The 20,725-nt window shown below is 70.4% G+C and carries 18 protein-coding genes; 7 read left to right on the forward strand and 11 right to left on the reverse strand.

From position 1 onward, the window contains the following. The first annotated feature begins 5 nt into the window (after nucleotides 1-5). Complete coding sequence (epsC, locus tag ACQR3U_RS11695) at nucleotides 6-584, forward strand: serine O-acetyltransferase EpsC (protein WP_006552687.1); 579 nt, start codon at nucleotides 6-8, stop codon at nucleotides 582-584. 87 nt (nucleotides 585-671) lie between these two features. Here the strand turns inward: epsC and ACQR3U_RS11700 are convergent, their stop codons facing one another. Together ACQR3U_RS11700 and ACQR3U_RS11705 are read right to left on the reverse strand one after the other, a co-directional pair. Beyond that, the gene (locus ACQR3U_RS11700) at nucleotides 672-2,120 is read right to left on the reverse strand and encodes an aldehyde dehydrogenase (protein ID WP_230810566.1); all 1,449 of its coding nucleotides are present in this window, start codon (nucleotides 2,118-2,120) and stop codon (nucleotides 672-674) included. Nucleotides 2,121-2,193: 73 nt separating this feature from the next. Then, the gene (locus tag ACQR3U_RS11705) at nucleotides 2,194-2,715 is read right to left on the reverse strand and encodes a nucleoside deaminase (RefSeq protein WP_033096317.1); all 522 of its coding nucleotides are present in this window, start codon (nucleotides 2,713-2,715) and stop codon (nucleotides 2,194-2,196) included. A 110-nt stretch (nucleotides 2,716-2,825) separates the two neighbouring features. Here ACQR3U_RS11705 and ACQR3U_RS11710 point away from each other — a divergent pair, with 110 nt between their 5' ends. After that, the gene (locus ACQR3U_RS11710; RefSeq protein WP_230810565.1) at nucleotides 2,826-3,257 is read left to right on the forward strand and encodes a hypothetical protein; all 432 of its coding nucleotides are present in this window, start codon (nucleotides 2,826-2,828) and stop codon (nucleotides 3,255-3,257) included. A gap of 6 nt (nucleotides 3,258-3,263) precedes the next feature. Here ACQR3U_RS11710 and ACQR3U_RS11715 read toward each other — a convergent pair whose 3' ends face one another. The 3 genes from ACQR3U_RS11715 to ACQR3U_RS11725 are packed head-to-tail and all read right to left on the reverse strand — an operon-like array spanning nucleotide 3,264 to nucleotide 5,482. Next, entirely contained in the window at nucleotides 3,264-3,695 is a 432-nt protein-coding gene (locus ACQR3U_RS11715; RefSeq protein WP_024102052.1) for a CBS domain-containing protein, read from the reverse strand. Beyond that, nucleotides 3,682-4,704: an ROK family protein gene (locus ACQR3U_RS11720; protein ID WP_230810564.1), complete on the reverse strand. Its 1,023-nt coding sequence runs from the start codon at nucleotides 4,702-4,704 to the stop codon at nucleotides 3,682-3,684. The genes ACQR3U_RS11715 and ACQR3U_RS11720 overlap by 14 nt, the downstream gene beginning before the upstream one ends. A gap of 22 nt (nucleotides 4,705-4,726) precedes the next feature. Then, nucleotides 4,727-5,482, reverse strand: coding sequence for a class I SAM-dependent methyltransferase (locus ACQR3U_RS11725; protein ID WP_006552681.1), 756 nt, complete (start codon nucleotides 5,480-5,482; stop codon nucleotides 4,727-4,729). A 165-nt stretch (nucleotides 5,483-5,647) separates the two neighbouring features. On the opposite strand from ACQR3U_RS11725, the gene ACQR3U_RS11730 reads away from it, so the two are divergent. After that, the gene (locus ACQR3U_RS11730; protein WP_230810563.1) at nucleotides 5,648-6,877 is read left to right on the forward strand and encodes a glycosyltransferase family 4 protein; all 1,230 of its coding nucleotides are present in this window, start codon (nucleotides 5,648-5,650) and stop codon (nucleotides 6,875-6,877) included. On the opposite strand, the gene ACQR3U_RS11735 is transcribed toward ACQR3U_RS11730, so the two are convergent. Further along, nucleotides 6,788-8,539: a hypothetical protein gene (locus ACQR3U_RS11735; protein WP_230810562.1), complete on the reverse strand. Its 1,752-nt coding sequence runs from the start codon at nucleotides 8,537-8,539 to the stop codon at nucleotides 6,788-6,790. The genes ACQR3U_RS11730 and ACQR3U_RS11735 overlap by 90 nt on opposite strands. 42 nt (nucleotides 8,540-8,581) lie before the next feature. Between ACQR3U_RS11735 and ACQR3U_RS11740 the strand changes: the two genes are divergently transcribed. Next, complete coding sequence (locus ACQR3U_RS11740) at nucleotides 8,582-9,883, forward strand: lipopolysaccharide biosynthesis protein (RefSeq protein ID WP_019290885.1); 1,302 nt, start codon at nucleotides 8,582-8,584, stop codon at nucleotides 9,881-9,883. A 28-nt stretch (nucleotides 9,884-9,911) separates the two neighbouring features. Here the strand turns inward: ACQR3U_RS11740 and ACQR3U_RS11745 are convergent, their stop codons facing one another. Then, nucleotides 9,912-11,147: a DUF3068 domain-containing protein gene (locus tag ACQR3U_RS11745; protein WP_072740554.1), complete on the reverse strand. Its 1,236-nt coding sequence runs from the start codon at nucleotides 11,145-11,147 to the stop codon at nucleotides 9,912-9,914. Nucleotides 11,148-11,393: 246 nt separating this feature from the next. Here ACQR3U_RS11745 and ACQR3U_RS11750 point away from each other — a divergent pair, with 246 nt between their 5' ends. Continuing rightward, entirely contained in the window at nucleotides 11,394-12,566 is a 1,173-nt protein-coding gene (locus ACQR3U_RS11750) for an acyltransferase family protein (RefSeq protein ID WP_033096313.1), read from the forward strand. Here ACQR3U_RS11750 and ACQR3U_RS11755 read toward each other — a convergent pair. The 4 genes from ACQR3U_RS11755 to ACQR3U_RS11770 all read right to left on the reverse strand — a co-directional run bounded on the left by ACQR3U_RS11755 (nucleotide 12,455) and on the right by ACQR3U_RS11770 (nucleotide 18,641). Next, complete coding sequence (locus tag ACQR3U_RS11755; protein WP_230810561.1) at nucleotides 12,455-16,741, reverse strand: alpha-(1->3)-arabinofuranosyltransferase; 4,287 nt, start codon at nucleotides 16,739-16,741, stop codon at nucleotides 12,455-12,457. The genes ACQR3U_RS11750 and ACQR3U_RS11755 overlap by 112 nt on opposite strands. After that, a complete protein-coding gene (locus ACQR3U_RS11760; RefSeq protein WP_006552672.1) occupies nucleotides 16,722-16,895 on the reverse strand; it encodes a DUF2613 domain-containing protein in 174 nt (57 codons plus the stop codon). The genes ACQR3U_RS11755 and ACQR3U_RS11760 overlap by 20 nt, the downstream gene beginning before the upstream one ends. 140 nt (nucleotides 16,896-17,035) lie before the next feature. Further along, nucleotides 17,036-18,118 carry an isochorismate synthase gene (locus ACQR3U_RS11765; RefSeq protein ID WP_064061924.1) on the reverse strand — a complete coding sequence of 361 codons (1,083 nt, stop codon included), beginning with the start codon at nucleotides 18,116-18,118 and terminating at the stop codon, nucleotides 17,036-17,038. Between the two features lie 55 nt (nucleotides 18,119-18,173). Beyond that, a complete protein-coding gene (locus ACQR3U_RS11770; protein WP_019290888.1) occupies nucleotides 18,174-18,641 on the reverse strand; it encodes a universal stress protein in 468 nt (155 codons plus the stop codon). A gap of 113 nt (nucleotides 18,642-18,754) precedes the next feature. Between ACQR3U_RS11770 and ACQR3U_RS11775 the strand changes: the two genes are divergently transcribed. Continuing rightward, nucleotides 18,755-19,933, forward strand: a complete 1,179-nt coding sequence (locus tag ACQR3U_RS11775) for a glycoside hydrolase family 3 N-terminal domain-containing protein (RefSeq protein ID WP_230810560.1) — start codon at nucleotides 18,755-18,757, stop codon at nucleotides 19,931-19,933. Nucleotides 19,934-20,008: 75 nt separating this feature from the next. Next, complete coding sequence (locus ACQR3U_RS11780; protein ID WP_006552668.1) at nucleotides 20,009-20,617, forward strand: TetR/AcrR family transcriptional regulator; 609 nt, start codon at nucleotides 20,009-20,011, stop codon at nucleotides 20,615-20,617. The last annotated feature ends 108 nt before the right edge of the window (nucleotides 20,618-20,725 follow it).

A 20,725-nucleotide genomic window follows, 5' to 3' on the forward strand; every position in this document is an offset into this window, starting at 1 on the left:
CCGTCGTGGGTATCCTGCACACTCTCCGGGAGGATCTGCAGTCGGCGCGCGGCCACGATCCGGCCGCGCGCAGCGACGCGGAGAACGCCATCGTCTATTCGGGGCTGCACGCGATCTGGTCGCACCGCATCGCGCACCGGATGTGGCAGGTGCCCGCCCTGAAGGGACCTGCGCGGATCCTCGCGCAGTTCACCCGGTTCCTCACCGGCATCGAGATCCACCCCGGTGCGACCATCGGCCGGCGCTTCTTCATCGACCACGGCATGGGCGTGGTCATCGGTGAGACGGCCGAGATCGGCGACGACGTGATGCTCTACCACGGCGTGACGCTCGGCGGCCGGTCGCTGGCGAAGGAGAAGCGTCATCCGACGCTGGGCAACCGGGTCACCGTCGGGGCGGGGGCGAAGGTCCTCGGCCCGGTGGTGATCGGGGACGACAGCGCGATCGGCGCCAACGCCGTGGTCACCCACGACGTGCCGGCGGATTCGATCGCAACGGGTATCCCCGCGACCGTCCGGTCCCGCAAGAAGCACGAACCGCTCGTGGATCCGACGACGTACATCGATCCCGCGATGTACATCTGAGGTCGCGTCCTCCCGAAACACGAAAGAGGGGAGGATATGTGCGTGTTCTCCGTCGAGAACGTACATATCCTCCCCTTTCTTCCGGGATCAGCCCTCGTAACCGAGCGGGTACAGCACCGACTTGGTTTCGCAGTACGCCTCGACGCCCTCGGGACCGTTCTCGCGGCCGATGCCGGAGTTCTTGTAGCCGCCGAACGGTGAACCCGGATCGAATGCGTACCAGTTGATTCCGTACGTGCCGGTGCGCACGCGCGAGGCGATCTCGAGGCCCTTCTCGACGTCGGTGGTGTACACGGAACCGGCGAGGCCGTAATCGGAGTCGTTGGCGATCTTCACCGCTTCGTCGACGCTGTCGTAGGGGATCACGCAGATGACGGGTCCGAAGATCTCTTCGCGGGCGATGGTCATGGAGTTGTCGACGTCGGCGAAGATCGTCGGTTCGACGAAGTAGCCCGTCTCGATGCCCTCGGGGCGACCACCGCCGAGCACGAGACGGGCGCCTTCCTCCTTGCCCTTGGCGATGTAGGACTCGACGCGATCGCGCTGCTTCGCGGAGATCAGCGGACCGAGTTGTGCGCCTTCGGTATCGGGCAGTCCGACGGGGAAGAAGGCCGCGGTCGCGGTCATCTTCTCGATCACCTCGTCGTAGCGCGACCGCGGCGCGAGGACGCGGGTCTGCCCGACGCAGGCCTGACCGGTGTTCATCAGGCCGGACATCACCAGCATCGGCATCGTCGAGTCGAGGTCGGCGTCCTCGAGGATGATCGCTGCCGACTTGCCGCCGAGTTCGAGTGAGCAGCGCTTGAGTCCGCGCGCGGCGATCTCACCGATGTGACGACCCACGGCCGTCGAACCGGTGAAGGTGATCTTGTCGACGTCGGGGTGCGAGACCAGGTACTCGCCGGTCTCGGCGCCGCCGGGCACGAGTGAGAGGATGCCCTCGGGAAGTCCTGCCTCCGTGAAGATCTCGGCGAGGACGTTCGTCGTCAGCGGCGATTCGGGAGCGGGCTTGAGGACCACCGTGCATCCGGCGAGCAGGGCGGGTCCGAGTTTGTTGAGCATCAGGAACAGCGGCACGTTCCACGCGATGACGGCGGCGACGACGCCGACGGGTTCGCGGCTGACGCGGCTGCGACCGAACAGGCCGGTGCGCTCCTCGGTCCACGGGAACGAATCGGCAAGCCCCGCATAGTAGTCGAGTGTGGCCAGGCCCGACGTCAGCTGCATCATCTCGACCGAGGCCGGCGGCTGGCCCATCTCCGCGGTGAGCGAGGCGCCGATCTCCGCACGACGCTCCTCGATGAGCTTTGCTGCCTTGCCGAGGATCTCGGCGCGCTCGCTCGGGGTGGTGCGCGACCACGGGCCTTCGTCGAAGGCCGTGCGGGCGGCGGACACCGCGGCATCGATGTCCTGCGGTCCCGCGACGGGCACGGAACCGACGCGCTCTTCCGTGGCGGGGGAGAACACCTCGAGTCTCTCGTCGGTCGACGGTGCCACCCATCGGCCGCCGATGAACAACTTGTCGTAGTCGGTCATGTCGCTTCCTCACCTGGCTGTGCTCGTGTATCGGCCGCATTCGTGTGACCTCGAACACTAGAACACGTTACAACTATTGACCAGGGGGTGACCAGACCGGACGGGATGGGAAGGCTCGATCTCCGAGATGGCAGCGACGGTGCAGGAGCCGAATCTCCTGCTCGAACTCGGGAACGGGCCCGTCGACGACGGCCTCCGGCACGACCTCGCGGATCGGCAGCGGACGGACCGGTGCCGGCGGCACGCCCATCTCGCCGAGCCACCGGACCAGTTGCTCGGAGGACGCCGCGTAGACGATCCGCCCCAGGCCCACCCAGCCGTGCGCGGCCGCGCACATCGGGCAGTGCTCACCGGAGGTGTAGACGGTGGCGGCGGCACGCCGGTCGGGTTCGAGATGTTCGGCCGCCCACCGCGCGAGCGCGAACTCGGGATGCCGGGTGCGGTCGCCGCCGGCGATGCGGTTGCGGTCCTCGGCCAGGACCGTGCCGTCCGCGTCGACGAGCACCGACCCGAACGGCTCGTCACCTGCCGCGACCGCCTCCTCCGCGAGTTCGACGCACCGCCGCAGATGCTGCAGATCCGTGTCGTTCACCATGGACGTCTCCTTCCTCCCTCGACTGCACCGTAGGGCGGGGGAGGAGCCGGGTGGCGCGAATCGGCGACCGTCACCACACTGGAGGGTGCCCAACGGTCAGGAGACATGTCATGGCGGAGAACAATCCGTTCGGGTTCGACCCCGAAGATCTCGACCGCGTGGTGCGGGAAGCCGGTGAGGAACTGCGGGAACTGAAGGACCGTATCTTCTCCTTCCTCGAACCGCCGGTGGCGCCGACGCGCACGCAGCCGCGGCCCGAGACCACCGGTGAGAAGGGCGACGGCGTCTGGGTCGTCTACACCACCGAGGACGACGGCGTGGCCCGCGTCGACCAGGTCCATCGCACCGAACTCGACGCGCTGCGCACGCTCAAGGGCAACACCGACCCGCGACGCTCGGTGCGGTTCCTGCCCTACGGGATGAGCGTGAGCATCCTCGATCGCCCGAGCGCCACCGAGGGCGGTGCCGCAGAGGAGAGTGCCACCGGCGACACCGCTCCCGACGACACCGCTCCCGACGACGCCGCGACCGGCGAGAACTGATCAGTTCTAGCCACCATCGTGGATGTAGGAGGCGAGCTGGTCGCGTTCGGTCTGTAGTTCGTCGATGCGGCTCTTGACCACGTCGCCGATACTGACGATCCCCACCAGCCGAGCGTCCACCACGACCGGTAGGTGCCGGATCCGTTGTTCGGTCATGGTCTCGGCGAGACTGTCGACCGAATCGGTGGGCAGGCAGGTCGTCACCGTCCGCGACATCAGTTCGTGTGCCGGGGCGGCGAGGATCGACGGTCCGCGTTCGTGCAGGGCGCGTACGACGTCGCGTTCGGTGACGATCCCGGCGACGGTCTTGCCCTCGCACACCACCATCGCGCCGATGTTGAACCGCGCGAAGTCGCCGATGAGCTCGCACACCGTGGTGTCGGGCTCGACCGTGTGCACCGCCGAGCCCTTGTTCCGCACAATGTCAGCAATCCGCATCCGGTACCGCCGATCTGCTCGCAGAGCATCCCGGCGGCACCTCACCGGTTTCCGCCGGGACTCCGATGTGGTCCTCAGGGTAGGCCGGAAAACCGGGTGTGCCCGGTCGGGTTATCCAGTCGTGACCTGCGGCGACGATCGATGCGCCGGTGAGGGTGCCCAGTGCGCCGAGTTCGGCGGGGACGATCTGCAGGTCCTGCACGAACCGTAGGCGGGCGTGCCGGGCCGCCGACGCGAGCATCGGCCGCCACAGGTGCCCGCCCGATTGCGCGAAGCCGCCGCCGACGACCACGCGTCCTACATCCGTCAGTGCTGCCGCCGACGCGATGACCTGGCCCAGTGCCGTCCCGGCCCGTTCGAGGGCCGCGGCGGCGACGCCGACCCCGGCCTCGGCGTCCGTGGCCAGCGCGACACCGTCGGGGCCTTCCCAGCCGTGGGCACGGGCCCAGCGCACCGCCGACGGGCCGCTCGCCACGGTCTCGATGCAGCCGACGCCTCCGCACGCGCACACCGTCGTGCCGTAGGGCGAGACGACGTGCCCGATGTGGCCGGCGTTTCCGGTGCGGCCGCGCACGATCCGGCCGCCGAGCACGAGACCGCCGCCGATGCCGGTGCCGAGCACGACCCCGAGCAGGTCGGCGACATCGCGTCCGGCACCGAAGCGCTGTTCGGCGAGGGTCGCGGCCGCGCCGTCCATCACCGGATCGACGCGGGCGTCGGGGAACACCGAACGCACGGCGTCGACGAGTGCGAAGCCGGAGCTCCACTCGGAGATGTTGATCGGGCCGATCGTCCCGGCGTTCGTGTCGACCGGTCCTGCCGCAGCGATACCCACGGCGGTCACCGGTCCCTCGCCGATCTCCGCGACCTCCCGCAACAGTCCCGCGCACGCGCCCCACACGTCCTTCCGGGGGACCGGCACGGATCGGGCTTCGAGCGGGGTGCCGTCGTCGGCGGCGACGGCCGCGGCGAGCTTGGTGCCGCCGACGTCCAGGGCCAATGCGGTCATGGCGACGACACTAAGCGACGGGTCAGCGTCGGCGCAGGACCAGTACCAGGTTGCTGGCGAGGAACTCCCGGACGCCGGGCACGTCCACGAGCCACCACGCCCAACTCGGGTGGTAGCGGGGGAAGGCCGCGAGCAGTTCGCCATCGGGTGTCGAACGTGCCCAGCGCAGACCGTCGCTCGCGCCCACGTCGAACAGCGACACCCCGTACCGGTTCTTCGGCTCCCTGCCGTGCTTGCGCGCGTAGCGCCGGGCCGCGTACTCGCCGCCGAAGGCGTGCCACGGACCGGTCTCGTGCCCGCCGAACGGTCCCCACCACAGGGTGTACGACAGCACCATCAGTCCGCCGGGCCGCGTGACGCGCAGCATCTCGTCGGCCATCACCCACGGCGTTGCGACGTGTTCGGCGACGTTCGACGAGAAGCACACGTCCACCGACCCGGTGCGCAACGGCAGCGCCAGGCCGGAGCCGCGGATCGCGCCGCCCACCTGCAGGCCGGCGGCGTGCATCTCCGACGGGTCGGGCTCGATCGGCACGTAGCGCGAACCCACCTCGGTGAACACGTCGGCGAAGTAGCCCGGTCCGCCGCCGACGTCGACGACCGTGGTGCCCGTCAGATCGGCGCCGGTCAGACCCGTGTAGAGATCGCCGATGAGGTCGACGGTGTCGCGCGCGAGACCGCCGTAGAACTTCTCGGGTGCCGTCTGCTCGAACCGGAAGCTGCCGAGCAACCCCACGGAGCGGCGCAGTGTGGCGCGGCGGGCGAACAGCCGGGTCACGTCGGTGCGGGGTCGGGTCGTCGATGGCACGTCCAGTCACCTTAGTGCGGGCCTCACACTCGTCCCTCACCTGTTGCCGCCCGGCACCCGCTACTGTGTCCCTGTCATCGTCCGAGTCACATCTGCCCGGCCGGGTGGTCGAGTCGACATACAGGGGGTCACCGCGTGCGGGAGGTTCTGCTGCTTTGCTGGCGCGATAGCGGACATCCGCAGGGTGGTGGCAGCGAGCGGTATCTCGAACAGGTCGGGGCGCAGCTCGCGGCGCGCGGCGTCCGCGTCGTCCTGCGGACTGCCTCCTATCCCGGAGCCGCCGAGCGAGACCGGATCGACGGCATCACCGTCAGCCGCGGCGGGGGTCGGCTCACCGTCTATCCGCGCGCGCTCGCCGCGATCCTCGCAGGCAGATTCGGTGTCGGCCCCCTCGCCGGTACCCGTCCCGACGCCGTCATCGACACCCAGAACGGCATTCCGTTCTTCGCCCGGCTCGTCGCCGGTGCGCCCGTCACGGTGCTCGTGCACCACTGCCACCGCGAACAGTGGCCGGTCGCGGGCAGGCTGATGGCCAAGCTCGGCTGGTGGATCGAGTCGTCGCTCTCGCCGCGCGTGCACCACCGCAACCAGTACCTCACCGTCTCTCTTCCGTCTGCCGACGAACTGCGCGCTCTCGGGGTCGACCGGGAGCGGATCGCGGTGGTCCGCAACGGTGTCGACGCCGTTCCCGCCGGTGTCGCGGTGGGTGGCGACGACACGCGCACGGCCCACCCGAGCGTGTGCGTGCTCTCGAGGCTGGTGCCGCACAAGCAGATCGAGGACGCCCTCGCCGCGGTCGCGGCGCTGCGCTGCACCGTCCCGGGTCTGCATCTCGACGTCATCGGCGGCGGCTGGTGGGAGCAGAACCTCCGCGATGCGGCCGCCGAACTCGGCATCGGCGACGCCGTCACCTTCCACGGCCATGTCGACGAGCAGCGCAAGCACGAATTGCTCTCCCGCGCTTGGATTCACGTGATGCCCTCGCGCAAGGAGGGGTGGGGACTGGCGGTGGTCGAGGCCGCCCAGCACGGTGTGCCCACCATCGGTTACCGCAGCTCCAAGGGATTGACCGACTCGATCATCGACGGCGTGACCGGTGTGCTCGTGGACTCGCCCGCCGAACTGACCGCCGCCGTCGCCGATCTGATCGCCGACGCCGACCGTCGTCGTCAGCTCGGTAACAAGGCCCGCATCCGCGCGGGCGAGTTCTCGTGGGAGGCCACGGGAGAGGGCGTGCACGAGGTCCTGTCCGTCACGACCTTCGGGCACACCGTCTCAGGACTGTTCCCGCGCGCCGACGAGCCGTCGACGCTCGCCGACCCGCTGCCCGAGCGCGCAGCCAGCGCCGCCGGCCAGTACCAGTAGCCACACGACGTGCGCCCCGATCGCCAGGGCGCGATGGGGTGACGGGGTCGAAGTGACTCCCTCCACCCGGTACAGGCTCAGATCCTCGTCCTGATAAGCGGTCTCGAGGGCTCCGAGCGTGCTCTGCGCGTCACCGAGTTCGCCCGGCGTGCCGTGCTCGACGAGCACCCAGCCCACCCCGCGGGTGGCGAGCGCACTCGGATCCGCGCCGGACAGCAGCAGGGCTTCGACGTCCTCCGCGCGACGACCCTCCCCGGCGACACTGCCCTCGGCGACGATCAGGGTTCCGGTCTGCAGGACGTCGGCGCGCAGCATGCGCGGGGACGGATCGAGCACCGGTACGGGCCCGGAGAAGTCGAAGACCCGGAACATGCCCACGGGCAGCACCGCCACGTCGCCGTCGTCGGCCGTGACGATCTGCGACACCTTCTCCCAGCCCAACGGATAGCGCACGGGCTGCAGTTGCCCGCCCGCACCCCACACCAGGTCGGGCAACGCGACCAGCACGGCGGCGATCGCGGCCGCCGCCCACACCGGTTCGGGCGCCACGAAGCGCCGGGCGAGGACGGTCGTGCCGGCCGCCGCGGCGAGCGCGTAGGCGGGCATCGCCCACGCGACCCACTTCTGGGTGTCGCGCAGCAGTCCCGCGCCGGGCACGTTCACCATCGCCCATTCGCCGACGGCGAGTCCCGGGCCGGTCGCGGCGAGGGCGATGACGAGCACCGCAAGGACGGCAGGCACCGCGACCGCGACGATCACGGAGTTCCTACGTCGCCGCCACAGTGCCGGCACCCCGCACGCCACCACCGTGAGCAGCAGCAGGGTGCCCATCAGCGCCCATGCGGTAGTGCGCGAGGTGGGGACGGATTCGGCGTTCCAGATCCCGCCGAGCCCTGCCACCGAACCGATCGTGCCGAGCAGTGGTTCGGCCCGGGCGGCGAAGGCGCGCACACCGGCCGGGTCCGCTTCGGTGCCGCCACCGGCGAGCGCCGTCGCGATCAGCCACGGCAACGACACCGCGACACCCAGCGCGAGTGCGCCGCCCACGCGCGGCAGCACCCGCGTCCGCCCACCGGGCGCGACGAGGACGGCGCAGGCCGTCACGATCGCCAGCAGGGCACCGGTCGGGGTCAGCCCCGCAGCGGCCAGGCAGACCGCCAGCGACGCCCAGCCGCCGCGTCTCCGTCGCCGGATCGCGACGACCGCACAGATCGTCCACGGCAGCGCGGCGTACCCGGCGAGCAGACTCCAGTGGCCCTGCAACAGCCGCTCGGCGACATAGGGATTCCAGATCGCGACCGTCGCCGCGACGAGCCGGGCGCCGGTTCCGCTCGTCGGCAGCACCACCGCGACCAGCCGTGCCGCACCCCATCCCGCCGCCCACAACGACGCGACGAGCAGCGCCGTGACCGCGACACCACCGTCGACGACGGTGCTCACCCACGCCAGCAGGGCGTCCTGCGGCACCGCGCGGGCGGCGGCGTCGGACAGACCGAGCGCAGAATCGGTGAGGAACGATCGGGGAGTGCTCACCGCGTCGCGGAAGAGCAGGTAGCCGGGGGAGACGAGGAACGGACCGAGCACCGCGACCGTCAGGACGAGGGACCAGACCGCCGGGAGAGCCGCCGTCGTGGACATGCGGGACGACTCCGGGCGGGACATGGCGGCAGAATACGGTGTCGTTCCGGATGGGAGGATGAGCGGATGCCGCGAACACCCCGACCCGCGTCGGAGGGAACCGAGACCACTCGTGGTTCGACGACGGGAACCGCCGTCACCGGCATGACACTGGTGACGGTCGGCGCGATGACCGCGAACCTCGCGTCCTATCTGTTGCACCTGCCGGCGGGACGCTGGCTCGGGCCCGCCGGATACGGCGAGTTCGCGAGCCTGCTCGCCGCCCAGCTCGTCCTCGCCGTGCCGGCACTGGCGTTGCAGACGGTCGTCGCCCGGGAGGCCGTGCACGGCACCGGCGCCGCGGCGCTGCGTCGTCTCGGTTACCGCTGCGCCGTGCTCGCCATCGTCGTCGCGATGCTCCTCGTGCCCGTCGTGGCGTGGGCGCTCGACACGAGTGTCGGCGGGGCGTTCGGGTCGCTCGTCACCGCGCCGCTGCTCGTCCTCCTCGCCGCCGAACAGGGCCTGCTGCAGGGCCGGGGCAGGTTCGCAGCGCTCAGCGTCGTCCTGTCCGCCGCGGGCGTCGCGAAGGTGGTGCCGGCCGTGGCGGTGCTCGCCGTCGGAGGCGGCCCCGGTGCCGCGCTGTTCGCCGGGGCGCTCGGCACGGGTGCGGTCGCGCTGGCCGCGAGTGTGCTCGTGGGCCGGACGTCGGGTGGACGGACGGAACCGGTCCCGACCGCCGGGGCGGTGCTGCGTGCCTCCCAGGTGCAGCTGGCCCTCATCGCGCTCACGTCGCTCGACCTGCTGCTCGCCCGCATGCTGCTCGATCCCGATTCCGCCGGGTTGTACGCGCTGGGGGCGGTGGCGACGAAGGTCGCCTTCTGGTTGCCGCAGGCGGTCGGTGTGGTGCTCTATCCGCGGATGGCGAATCCCGCCCAGTCGGCGGCCGCGGTGCGGTCGGCGCTCACCGTCCTCGTCGCGATCGGCGCGGTGCTCGTCGCCGGCGCGGCGATCTGCGCACCGATCGTCCCGATGCTCGTCGGCGACGCCTACGGGCCGGTGCAGTCGCTGCTGTGGCTGTTCGCACTGCAGGGCGCGTGTCTGGCCGTCCTGCAGGGCGCGCTGCTGTCGGCGATCGCCGGGGAACGTACCCATCTCGCGCTCGTCGCGTGGGTGGGCCTCGCCCTCGAGGCGGTGCTGATGTTCACGGTGGCGTCGACCCTGCGGCAGTTCATCGCCGTCGCTGTCGGTGTGGCCGCCGCGACGGCCGCGGTGGTCGCGGTGCTCGCTCTGCGCGGTGCTGCAGTGGCCCGGTCGTCCACGGACGACGCGGTGACCCCGTCCACCGACGAGTCACCCGCGAACGACACCGCCCCCCACCGGGATCGGTGAGGGGCGGCTCGGTTCGTCTACCGGACGATCACTCCTGCGTCGGAGGCTTCCGCAGATCGGTGCGCGGGATCTCCTGCGTTCGATCCGTCGTCCAATCACGCTGCTGCGCGTTCGGATCGGTCTGGCGCGGGATGACCTCGGTGCGGTCCTCGGTGTGATCGCGCTGCGCGCCGCCCGAATGCGCCGGGCCGACCGTGGTCGTGGCCGGACCTGCCGGGGCGGGACCGCCGGTCGCGGTGGCCGGACGACGGTTGCCGCCACCGCGGATGCCGAGCACGAAGCCGACGATCAGCAGGATGACGCCGAGGATGCCGAGGATGATCGGCAGGGTGCGGCCGAACAGCGAGATGGTGTCCTGGCCGTCCTTGGCCTGGCCGATCTGGTACTCGATCGTCTCCTCGTCGAACGGCAGCGTCACGTTGAGGACCGTCACCTCGGGCTTGTCGGCCTCGCGGGCGTAGTACTGGTCCTGCTGCTCCTGGCCCTTGACGACGACACCGGTGACCGGGTCGACCCACAGGTCGCGGATGTTGTTGTACCAGCGGGTCATCGTGATCGGCTCGTCGCCCTCACCGACACCCCAGGTGGAGGCGGGCAGGCTGAGCTTGTAGGTCGGGACCTCGGGGTCGGCCTTCGAGAGGTCGACCGGCCCGATCTCCTGGCTGAAGTGGTAGACCTTCATGCCGTTGATCTCCTCCTCACCGACGAAGTCGATGGGGAAGTTCTCGCGAGCGTTGATGTCGTAGTACGGGTACGACTCCTGCTGGACGTCGAACGGGAACTTGTACTGCAGTCCGGCGCGGTTGTCGATCTCCACCGGCGGCTTGTCGGCGCTCACCTGGATCGTGCTCACGCGCTCCGGGAACTCCTCCTCCGAGACGGGCATGGAGGTCTTCCGGTCGATCGTGAGACGGTCGACGACGGCCGAGACCAGGCCCGTGTCCCCTTGCATGTCGAGTCGTCGCACGGTCTGGCCTGCCTGCAGCGTCATGACCTCGGCGTTCGAGGGATCCTCGACGGTGACGAAGCGCTGCGCGACGATCGGCACGTCGCGATCGACCTGCGCGTTGCCGGCGAGCAGCTGACGGGAATTGAGGATGTCGCCCGTGCCTTCGGCGACCGTGGTCACCTCGAGATCGAGCGGTGTCGTTCTCAGCTTCCCGAGCGTGTACGTCGGCACGAGAATCGCGATCACCAGGAGGAAGGCCCCCAGGCCCACCAGAATCATTGCCAGTATCCGGCCGGAGCTCGAACGCTCAGCCATGCTTTCTCCTCACTCAACGGTCGTCATCGAGTACCCCCACCGGCAGCAGCAGGGCTGCACGGATCGCCTGGCATCCGGCCCGCGAACACCACGTGAGCTCAGACACTAACAGCCCGGTATGGCAATATGCGCGCCCGCTCGCCGCTGGGATGGATCGGTAGTCGATCTTCGTCGCTGCCGGGATCGTCCCGTTCCGGGTGATCCTGCTCTGTCCACCGCTCCCGCGACACGGCACACTGGTGCCCGATGACCACTACCACCGACCGGAACCGCAGCATGAGCGGATTCCTTCCGGCACTCGAAGGAATGCGCGGTTTCGCCGCAGTGGGCGTGTTGATCACCCACGTCGCGTTCCAGACCGGCGCGGTGCACGACTCGGTGATCGGCCTGGTGTGGGCGCGGTTCGACCTCGCCGTCGCCCTGTTCTTCGCCCTGTCCGGTTTCCTGCTGTGGCGACCGCACGCCGCCGCGGCCCGCGCGCTCGGTCCGTCCCCCTCGACGACCCGCTACTTCCTCTCCCGCGCGACCCGCATCCTCCCCGCCTACTGGACCGTCGTGATCCTGGTGCTGTGGTTGCTGCCCGGCGCGGGCGGCGGCGCGACGGTGTGGTGGTCGAATCTCGCGCTCGTGCAAGTGTTCGTCCCACTGACCCTCACCGAGGGCCTCACCCAGATGTGGAGTCTGTCGGTGGAGGTGGCCTTCTATCTCGTGCTGCCGCTGCTGGCGCTGGCGGTGAGCGGGCTGCGCGGGGACGCCGCCCGTTACCGCGTCCCGCTGCTGCTCGCCGTGAGCGCACTGTCGCTGCTGTGGGCGTGGCTACCGGTCGGCACCCCCGACCACATCAACCACACCAACTGGCTGCCCGGCTACCTGCCCTGGTTCGCGGCGGGAATGATCCTCGCCGAACTCGTCACCGGTCCCGAGACGTGGATGCACCGCTTCGCGGCGCGGCGCACGGTGATGGGAGCGATCGCCGTCGCCGCCTTCGCTGCCGCCACCACCCCGCTGGCCGGACCGGAGACGCTCACCGATCTCGCACCCACCGAATATCTCGCCAAGATCGCCCTGGGCGCGATCATGAGCTTCGCCCTGCTCGCCCCGCTGACCCTCGCACCGCGCCGGCAGCACCGCGTCCTGGCGAGCCCGGCCGCACTGGCCGTCGGACGCTGGTCGTACGGCGTGTTCATCTGGCATCTCGCGGTGCTGTCGATCGTCTTCCCCGTCTTCGGGATCCCGGCTTTTGCGGGGCACTTCTGGTTCGTCCTGACGGTGACGGTCGTGCTGAGTCTGGCCGTCGCGTCCGTCAGCTACGCCCTCGTCGAGGAGCCGGCGCGGGCCGCCTTCCACCGCTGGGACAAGGCCCGGCGCGGTACCGCCGCCAGGCCCACCGCGACCACGCCGACGAGCGCCGCGAACTGAATCAGGAACGAGTGCCCGACATATCCGTCGGGTGATCGCCACGGCCCGGTGGACAGCAGCGCCATCGCCAGCATCGTCGCGCCACCCGCGGTGCCTACGAGCACACGCGACGCCAGGACGGGGCCGTGGCGCACCGCGAGCGCACCGATCCCCACCGCGCCGGCGACCGCGACGGCGGCACCGGCCCATCCCGCGAGGAGCGTCGCGGCGACCAGCACACCGGTGAGCGCGAGAACCGACGAACCCCAGGTGCGCGGCATCGGACCCGGATCCTCGACCCGCCGCCGCGGCCACACGGCCGCCGCGAACAACGGGACGAGCAACAGCGACCCGCCGAAGATCCCGAGCCGGTACCAGCGGTCGGTCGCGAACTCGAGTGTCAGCGTCTGCTCCGGCCCGGCCGGCACGATCCAGCCCTGCTGCCAGCCGTCCACGACGACCGGCGTCGCCACGGCACCGTCCGGGGTGCGCGCCACCCAGCCGACGTTGGTGCTCTCGGGCACCACCACGAGCCGGTCCTCGTCGCCCGCCGGAACCATCACTTCGCGCAGGTTCTCCGTCCAGCGGCCCTTGTCGAGTTCCGTCGGCTCCGCGACGGGCGCGTCGGGACCGGGGACGTCGAGCCGAAGGCCCGAGACGACGAAGGCCGCACCGGGATCGACGTCGATGTCGACCCGGCCCGGGTTCATGCCGACGACGTCGGTGCCGCACAGTGTCGCGGGGACCTCCACGCCCGCCGCGAGATCGGCGACCCGCGCGGTGAGCGACGTGCGGTAGCTGCGTCCGTCGATCTCCACGACGGGTCCGCGCTCGCAGTCGACGGTCACCGTCTCGTCGTTGACGGATCCCTGTGCCCCGATCGGCCCGTCGTCGCCGAGCACCGACACCTCGGCGAGCCCCGGCGGGGTGAGTTTCGAGAAACCCAGCACTGTGCGATCGAGGGTGTCGCGCCAGTGCACCACGGTGAGTTCGATCCGGTCCGTGACGTGCGGGGTCAGATCGACGATCGTGTCGTCACCGTCGAGTTCGCGCACCTGCGGTCCGTTGCCGAGATTCACCGCGACCCGCGACGGCGCGACCGGCAGCGCTCCCAGCGCCGTCCTGATCTCCAATCCCGTGACGCGTTGTTCCTCAGGAAGCTCCAGCGTGAGCGACGGCCGCGGCGCACCCGCTTCGAGCGAGCTCTCCTCCGCGGTCCACGACGTCCGCGGGTCGCCGTCGGTGAGGGCGAACGCCGAGCCATGCAGGTCGACGATGTCGGCGTCACCGCGCGCGACGACCCGATCCGAACGGTCCGCGAGGTCCTCGAGCGCCGGCCCGGGGCGCGCGCGCAGGAGCAGTTCCGGGCGGACCCAGGTCTCCTGCGGCACGTCCAGGGTGCGGGTGAACATGCCGGGTTCCTCGGCGGAGGTGGCGAGTCCCCGCGCGCAACGGACACGGTCGTCGGTGTCGACGCAGCTGCCGCGGCCGGGGAATTCCTGGCCGAGCTGCCATCCGCGTACCGCGGCGTCCTCGACCGGGCCCGGCACCACGATGCGGCGACGGATGTCGATCGGGCGTGGTTCGTTCCGGTCGGTGAAGTCCTCGACGACCACCTCGGTGAGACCGAACTGGTTGCCGACCGTGCCGCGTTCGGTGTGCACGGACGTGATGCGGATCCACGAGGTGGTGCCCAGCGGCAGCGCGACCGTCTGTTCGCGTCCCGGTTCGTCGACGCGCACCGCCGTGCTGCCCCGGTCGGTGGACACCTCGAGCCACTTGACGGGATCGCCGAGAGCACCGGAGCTGGTCGTCAGGTGCAGCAGACCCGCTTCGATCGGCCGGTCGAGGTCGAGCTGCAGCCACTGGCCGATCGCCGATTCGAGTCCGTTGCTGTGCCAGCCGGTCGTCGGATCGCCGTCGACCACCGCGGCCGGGCTGCTTGCGACCGACGTGCCACCGAGCTGGGTGGCATCCGACGCCGCGCTGGACACGCTGATGCGGGCGCCTTCCCATTCGGCCCGGACGAGTTCGGTGTCGGGCACCGGATAGTCGGGGACGGCGTTGTGGGTGCGACGCGGGTCGTCGGCGGTCCGGATCGTCGACGAATGATGGTCGACCTGCCCGTAGTCCGTCTCGCGGTCCGTCGGGGTGTCGGTGACCGTCACCTCGTCGACGGGCAGACCAGCGCGGGCCGCGTCGGCGGCGAGGAGCGTGGGACCGACGAACTCGGGCTGCGCGGTGTTGCGGCGCAGCAGCGCTTCGGGGCCGCCCTGCACGACCGGCACGTCGGCGATGTCCACGACGTAGGGACCGACGGGTGCCGCGGCGGGTTCGGCGACGCGGTAGATCTCCACGGCCGGATAGGCAGGTCGCAGGTCGGCGTCGGTGACGAAGTCGTCGGGGTTGTCGAAGACGATGTCGTCACCGAACTCGGCGACCCGCTCGATGCCCGGCGAACCGTCGAGCGCGCGATGCACGAGTGCCGGTCGCGCGGCGGGAGAGGTGTCGGGATCGAGGTCGTTGCGCACCACCAGGAAGCCGATGCCCTGACCGCGCAGGGTCGCGGCGAGACCGTCGGACGGGCGGCCGTCGGCGATGTCGCGTTGCACGGCGTCGAGGGCACGGATGGCGCCGGGTGGCACGAGCGGGACGGCGTCGCGCACCGCCCACGGCGTCGATGCGAGTGCCTGCAGCGGTTCGTCGCGGGTGAGCCCCCACATCTGGCTGCCGAACGGCGCGCCGGGAACGATGAGGGCGCGTTCGCCGCGCTCGCTCGTGTTGTCCTCGAGCCAGGCCGCCGTGGCGTGCCAGTGCTCGGGGACCTCGTCGAAAGCGCCGCGCGGAGCGAGCCGCCCGGTCCACGCGAGTGAGGTCGCGAGCGTCATCGCGACGAGGATCAGCGTCGTCACCGCGACCATCGGATTGCGTTCGGGATGCGCGAAGGCGTTCCGGGCACGCGTCCACGGCACCGATCCGGGCAGAGGAACAGCGCGCAGTAGGTGCGCGATCCCGAGCACGATCGGCAGTCGCACGAGCGGCTCGAGCTTGTGGACGTTGCGCAGCGGCGCACCGGCGGTGTCGAGGAACAACCGGACCTGCTCGGCGAACGGCGAGTCGAGCTGGCCGACGTAACCGACGCCCATGCCGACGAGACCCACCACGAGGATCAGGGTGAAACGACCGCGCGCGGGCATCGACCGCATCGCGAGACCGGCGAGACCGACCGCGGCCAGGGCGCCGGTGACGAGGACCGCGGCCGGTTGCGTGACGAGCACGGCGCCCGCGATGCGTTCGGGGGAGACGAAGGGCGTCCAGCTGCTGGTGCCGCGCAGCACCTCGGCGAGCGACGTCCATTCGGTGGTGACACCGGACGATTCGATGAAGTCGAGGAAGGGCGGACTGACGCGACCGAGCAGCAGCAGCGGCACCATCCACCAGGTCACCGCGACGACGCACAGCGGCAGCCACCACAGGGTGAAGCGCCACCAGCGCCGGTTCGGACGGTGCGCGGCCCACCACAGCGCCGCGACGAGACAGGCCGCGGCGGTCGCGACCGCGTTGATCGCGCCCATGAGCGCCACCGCCACGGCGGACTGCGCGGCGAGCCGGCGGGCCGAGCCCGGATTCTGCGTGTTCAGATACCGCACCAGCGGCAGCAGCACCCACGGCGCCAACATCATCGGATGTGCTTCCGACGAGATGGAACCGAGCGTCGTGAGGACGCGCGGGGACAGCACGAACACCGTCGCCGCGATCAGACGGGAGCTACGGCTCCCGATACCGAGGGCTTCGGCGAGGCGGACGAGACCCCAGAATCCGGCGACGAGCAGCAGCACCCACCACACCCGCTGGGTGATCCACGGGGGGATGTGCAGCAGTTGACCCGCGGCGAAGAACGAGCCGTGCGGGAAGAAGTAGCCGTACGCCTGGTTCTGCACCTGCCCGAGCGGCGCCACACTGCTCCACTGGTGAGCGGCGCGCGTGAGGAATCCGATCGGGTTCTGCGTCAGGTCGTACTTGGTGTCGGCGACGACCAGGCCCGGAACCTGGGCGAAGGACAGGACCACCGCCACCGCGGTGACTGCGTACAGCCACCGGCGGGACAGCGGTTCGGCGGACGGGAGCTCCGTCTCGCCTCGGTACGTGCGTGAACTCGAAGCGTTGCCGGCGCCGTCAGCGGCTGCCGTACTCAACCTGGTTCAGGAGGGACGAATCGGCGTTGCCACTGCGATCGATCTGAGGGCGCGAATTCTCCTGCACAGCGGCCGTTACGCCGAAGACCGCCACGGCGCCGAGTACGGCACCGACGACCACGCTACCCAGGCCCGGTCCCAGGAACTTCCCCATTCCGTCTCCCCATCTCCAGTGACGCAGGCAGTCATCGCCGGCCGCCACGCTGTCTATCGGTCCGCGCCAAACTATCACCCCGGAAGGCGGTGGTGGACGGTGCGAGCCTCCGAGTCGATCTTTACCGTCGCCGCGGTGCGCTAGACGCCCAGTGCGCCGAGCAGTGTGCGCAGTTTCGCGGTGGTCTCGTCGAGTTCGGCGAGGGGGTCGGAGTCGGCCACGATGCCGCCTCCTGCCCAGGCCACGGCGCGTCGGCCGTCGGAACTGAGCTCCGCGCACCGGATGGCGACGAACCAGTCGCCGTCGCCTTGTTCGTCGCACCAGCCTACCGCGCCGCCGTAGAAGCGCCGGTCGCCCTCGACCCGGGAGATGACGTCCAGCGCGGCCTCGGTGGGGGTGCCCGCCACGGCCGGGGTGGGGTGCAGAACGTGGGCGAGGGTGAGCGCGTCGGTGTCGGGGTCGCGGAGGGTGCCGGTGACCGGCGTGGCGAGATGCCAGACATCGGGTGTCGCGGTGAGCTCGGGCTTGTCGGGGATGTCGAGGTCGCTGCACAGCGGGGCCAGTCGCGTGCGGATCCAGTCGACGACGTAACCGTGCTCGGTGAGGTTCTTGTCCGAGGTCAGCAGATCCTCACCGGCGCGGCGGTCCTCGTCCGGATCGGCCCGGCGCGCGGCGGTCCCGGCGAGGGGACGGCACGTGACGGTCTCGCCACGGCGGCTCACGAGCAGTTCGGGCGTCGCCCCGACCAGCGTGTGACCCCAATAGCGTTCGCCCGCCGCGCTCAGATCCAGCGCGTACGTCGCCGCGTCGGGATGGCGTTCGATCATGCGGGCCGCGAGAGCGAGCGGGTCGAGCGGTGCGTCGGCCTCGAGGGCGACCCGCCGGGCGGCGACGACCTTCTCCATCTCCCCGAGGGACATCTGCTCCACGAGCCGGCGCACCCGCTCGACGTGCACGCGGGGCAGTGGCAGTTCGGCGGAGATCCGCACCGGCGGCAGGTCCGACAGGTCGGGCGGGGCCTGCCACGGGCCGTCGAGGATCTCGACGTCGTCGGGCTGCGCGAGGGCCACCGGACGGTGCCGCGAGAACGGCAGTGCACCGACGACGATCGTCGCCTTACCGCTGCGGAGTGCCTGCGTGGCGGAGTGGACGTCGTCGAAGAACCGGCGGGTGCCGGTGGCGTGCACCGAGCGTTCGGTGCGCGAGAGCAGGAATCCGTCCATGGTGGATCGACAATATCCCTGCCCGCACCCGGCGCCGGTGACCCGGTGCGGGGCGTCAGCGACCCGGCGGCACGATCAGGACCGGCCGGTGACTGTGCCGGAGCACGTGATCGGCCACCGACGACTGCAACAGGGACCGCAGACCGGTGGTGCCGCGGGTGCCGGTGACGATGATGTCGACGTCCAGCTCGTCGGCGGCCTCGATGATCGCCGACCACACCGCGTTGACGACCTCGACGGTGCGGCCCTCGGCGTGCAGACCCACCGAGCGGGCCATCTCGAGCCCCTCGTCGTTGGTGATGCGCGCGTCGGACAGGGCGACGTCCTCGCTGTCCTCGTCGGGCACCCAGTCGGGTTGCATGACACCGGACAGGCCGGACATGCGGGCGGCCTGCCGGACCATCGGCTCCCAGGCGGTGACGACGACGGCACGGCACGACTCGAGGAAACGACCCGCATACTGCACGGCACGCTTCGAGTTCTCGGAACCGTCGTAGGCGATGAGGATCAGATCTGCGCCCACCGCGTACCCCCTGGGTCGGATTCGGATGCTCGGGTGCACCTTAACCCGCCGGAGCGTCCCCGGGGGAGGTTCGAGCTGTGGATCCGCGAGGTTCGTCCGCTACCGTCGGCACCATGCGGATCCGTCACACTGTCGCCGCCGTGCTCGCGGTCGCCCTCACCACCGCGGGATGCGGTTCGTCCGATTCGGGCGGCGACGACCCGGTCGAGACGACGTCCGACACCGCGCCCGCCTCGTCCACCACAGCGACCGCCACGACCACCGAGGCGACCGCGGCCGCGACGTCGGCGACCTGCGGCGACGATCTGCTCGCCCGGTTGACGCTGCGGCAGAAGCTCGCCCAGTTGCTCAACGTCGGGGTCACCGGAGCCGCCGACGTGCAGGCCGTCGTCGAATCCGAGCAGATCGGTGGCATCTTCATCGGCAGCTGGACCGACGCGTCGATGCTCACCGACCGTCTCGTGCCGCAGGTGGCCGCGCGGAGCGCATTGCCGCTCATGGTCACGATCGACGAGGAGGGCGGCCGCGTGTCGCGCGTGGGCGACCTGTTCGGGCCCGATCCGTCCGCGCGGGTGACGGCGCAGACGATGACGGTCGACGAGACCTACCGAATGGCGTTCGAACGTGGACAGGAACTGAAGTCGCTGGGCATCACGGTCGACTTCGCGCCGGACGTCGACGTGAGCAGCCAGCCCGACGACTCCGTCATCGGCGACCGCTCGTTCTCCGACGATCCCGAGGTCGTCACGCAGTACGCCGGCGCCTACGCGCGGGGACTGATCGACGCGGGCATCATGCCGGTGCTCAAGCACTTCCCGGGACACGGCTCGGCCTCCGGTGATTCGCACACCGGTGCCGTGACCACCCCACCGATCGAGCAACTGCAGCAGAGCGATCTCGTGCCGTACCGCAGCCTGGTCTCGCCCGAGGTGGGCGTCATGCTCGGCCACCTCGACGTGCCGGGTCTGACCGGCGGGCTGCCCGCGAGCATCAGCCCGGCAGCGGTGGACCTGCTCCGCTCGGGTGCCTACGGCGGCCCCGCCTTCGGTGGCGTGATCTTCACCGACGATCTGTCGGGGATGCGCGCGATCACCGACACCTACGGCATCACCGAGGCCGTCGAGGCCGCGATGGTGGCGGGCGTGAACCAGGCACTGTGGCTGACCACCGACGAGGTGCCCGCCGTGCTCGACCATCTCGAGCAGGTCGTCGCGGAGGGCACGCTCTCACCGGAATGGGTCGACGAGTCGGTACGGACCGTGACACGCGCGAAGGGCGCTCTGGACTGCTGAAATGTCGCAGGTTGCTTCGACCCCAGGCTTCCTACCGTAGAGTAAGAACTTCATTCGAGGAGTCCGGGAGGAGTCATGGCGGGCGGAACCAAGCGACTGCCGCGTGCGGTCCGCGAGCAACAGATGCTGGACGCCGCCGTCGAAGTGTTCTCCGAGCACGGTTTCCACAACACATCCATGGACGCCATCGCGGCGCGGGCGTCGATCTCCAAGCCGATGCTCTACCTGTACTACGGGTCGAAGGACGAGTTGTTCGCGGCGTGCATCGCCCGCGAAGGGCAGCGGTTCGTCGAGGCACTCACACCGGCGGGCGACCCCACCCTCGCCCCGCGTGAACAACTGCGGGTCGCGCTCGAGTCGTTCCTCGGCTTCGTCGACGAGCACCGGCCGTCGTGGATGGTCCTCTATCGTCAAGCGCTGTCGCAGCAGGCCTTCGCGCCCCAGGTGCAGGGCAGCCGCGACCGGCTGATCGAACTCACCGCGCACCTGCTCGAATCGAGCACGCGCGATCCGGAACCCGACACGAACTTCACGATCATGGCCGTCGCGCTCGTCGGTGCCGGTGAGGCCGTCGCCGACCGCATCGCCGGCGGTGAGATCGATGTGCAGCAGGCAGCGGATCTGCTCGAGAACCTCGCGTGGCGCGGTCTCGCGGGACGCAAGCGCTCCGATCAGATGCACTGATCCGTCCCGCCGGGAACACCTCGGCCACAAGGATATTCACCGCACGAGGGTTCGGGCGGGGCGGGACGCCCCCATCGCGTCCCGCCCCGCCCGAAATCTCGGTGATTC

Origin of the sequence: Rhodococcus sp. IEGM1339 (genome assembly GCF_050321925.1) — a bacterium.
Classification (GTDB): domain Bacteria; phylum Actinomycetota; class Actinomycetes; order Mycobacteriales; family Mycobacteriaceae; genus Rhodococcus; species Rhodococcus pyridinivorans.

Coding starts and splice junctions, on each gene's coding strand:
- ACQR3U_RS11740 (WP_019290885.1), top strand. CDS start 8,582: ATGCCGCGAACACCCCGACCCGCGTCGGAGGGAACCGAGACCACTCGT.
- ACQR3U_RS11775 (WP_230810560.1), top strand. CDS start 18,755: ATGCGGATCCGTCACACTGTCGCCGCCGTGCTCGCGGTCGCCCTCACC.
- ACQR3U_RS11710 (WP_230810565.1), top strand. CDS start 2,826: ATGGCGGAGAACAATCCGTTCGGGTTCGACCCCGAAGATCTCGACCGC.
- ACQR3U_RS11750 (WP_033096313.1), top strand. CDS start 11,394: ATGACCACTACCACCGACCGGAACCGCAGCATGAGCGGATTCCTTCCG.
- ACQR3U_RS11780 (WP_006552668.1), top strand. CDS start 20,009: ATGGCGGGCGGAACCAAGCGACTGCCGCGTGCGGTCCGCGAGCAACAG.
- ACQR3U_RS11760 (WP_006552672.1), bottom strand. CDS start 16,895: ATGGGGAAGTTCCTGGGACCGGGCCTGGGTAGCGTGGTCGTCGGTGCC.
- ACQR3U_RS11765 (WP_064061924.1), bottom strand. CDS start 18,118: ATGGACGGATTCCTGCTCTCGCGCACCGAACGCTCGGTGCACGCCACC.
- ACQR3U_RS11745 (WP_072740554.1), bottom strand. CDS start 11,147: ATGGCTGAGCGTTCGAGCTCCGGCCGGATACTGGCAATGATTCTGGTG.
- ACQR3U_RS11705 (WP_033096317.1), bottom strand. CDS start 2,715: ATGGTGAACGACACGGATCTGCAGCATCTGCGGCGGTGCGTCGAACTC.
- ACQR3U_RS11735 (WP_230810562.1), bottom strand. CDS start 8,539: ATGTCCCGCCCGGAGTCGTCCCGCATGTCCACGACGGCGGCTCTCCCG.
- ACQR3U_RS11700 (WP_230810566.1), bottom strand. CDS start 2,120: ATGACCGACTACGACAAGTTGTTCATCGGCGGCCGATGGGTGGCACCG.
- ACQR3U_RS11720 (WP_230810564.1), bottom strand. CDS start 4,704: ATGACCGCATTGGCCCTGGACGTCGGCGGCACCAAGCTCGCCGCGGCC.
- ACQR3U_RS11715 (WP_024102052.1), bottom strand. CDS start 3,695: ATGCGGATTGCTGACATTGTGCGGAACAAGGGCTCGGCGGTGCACACG.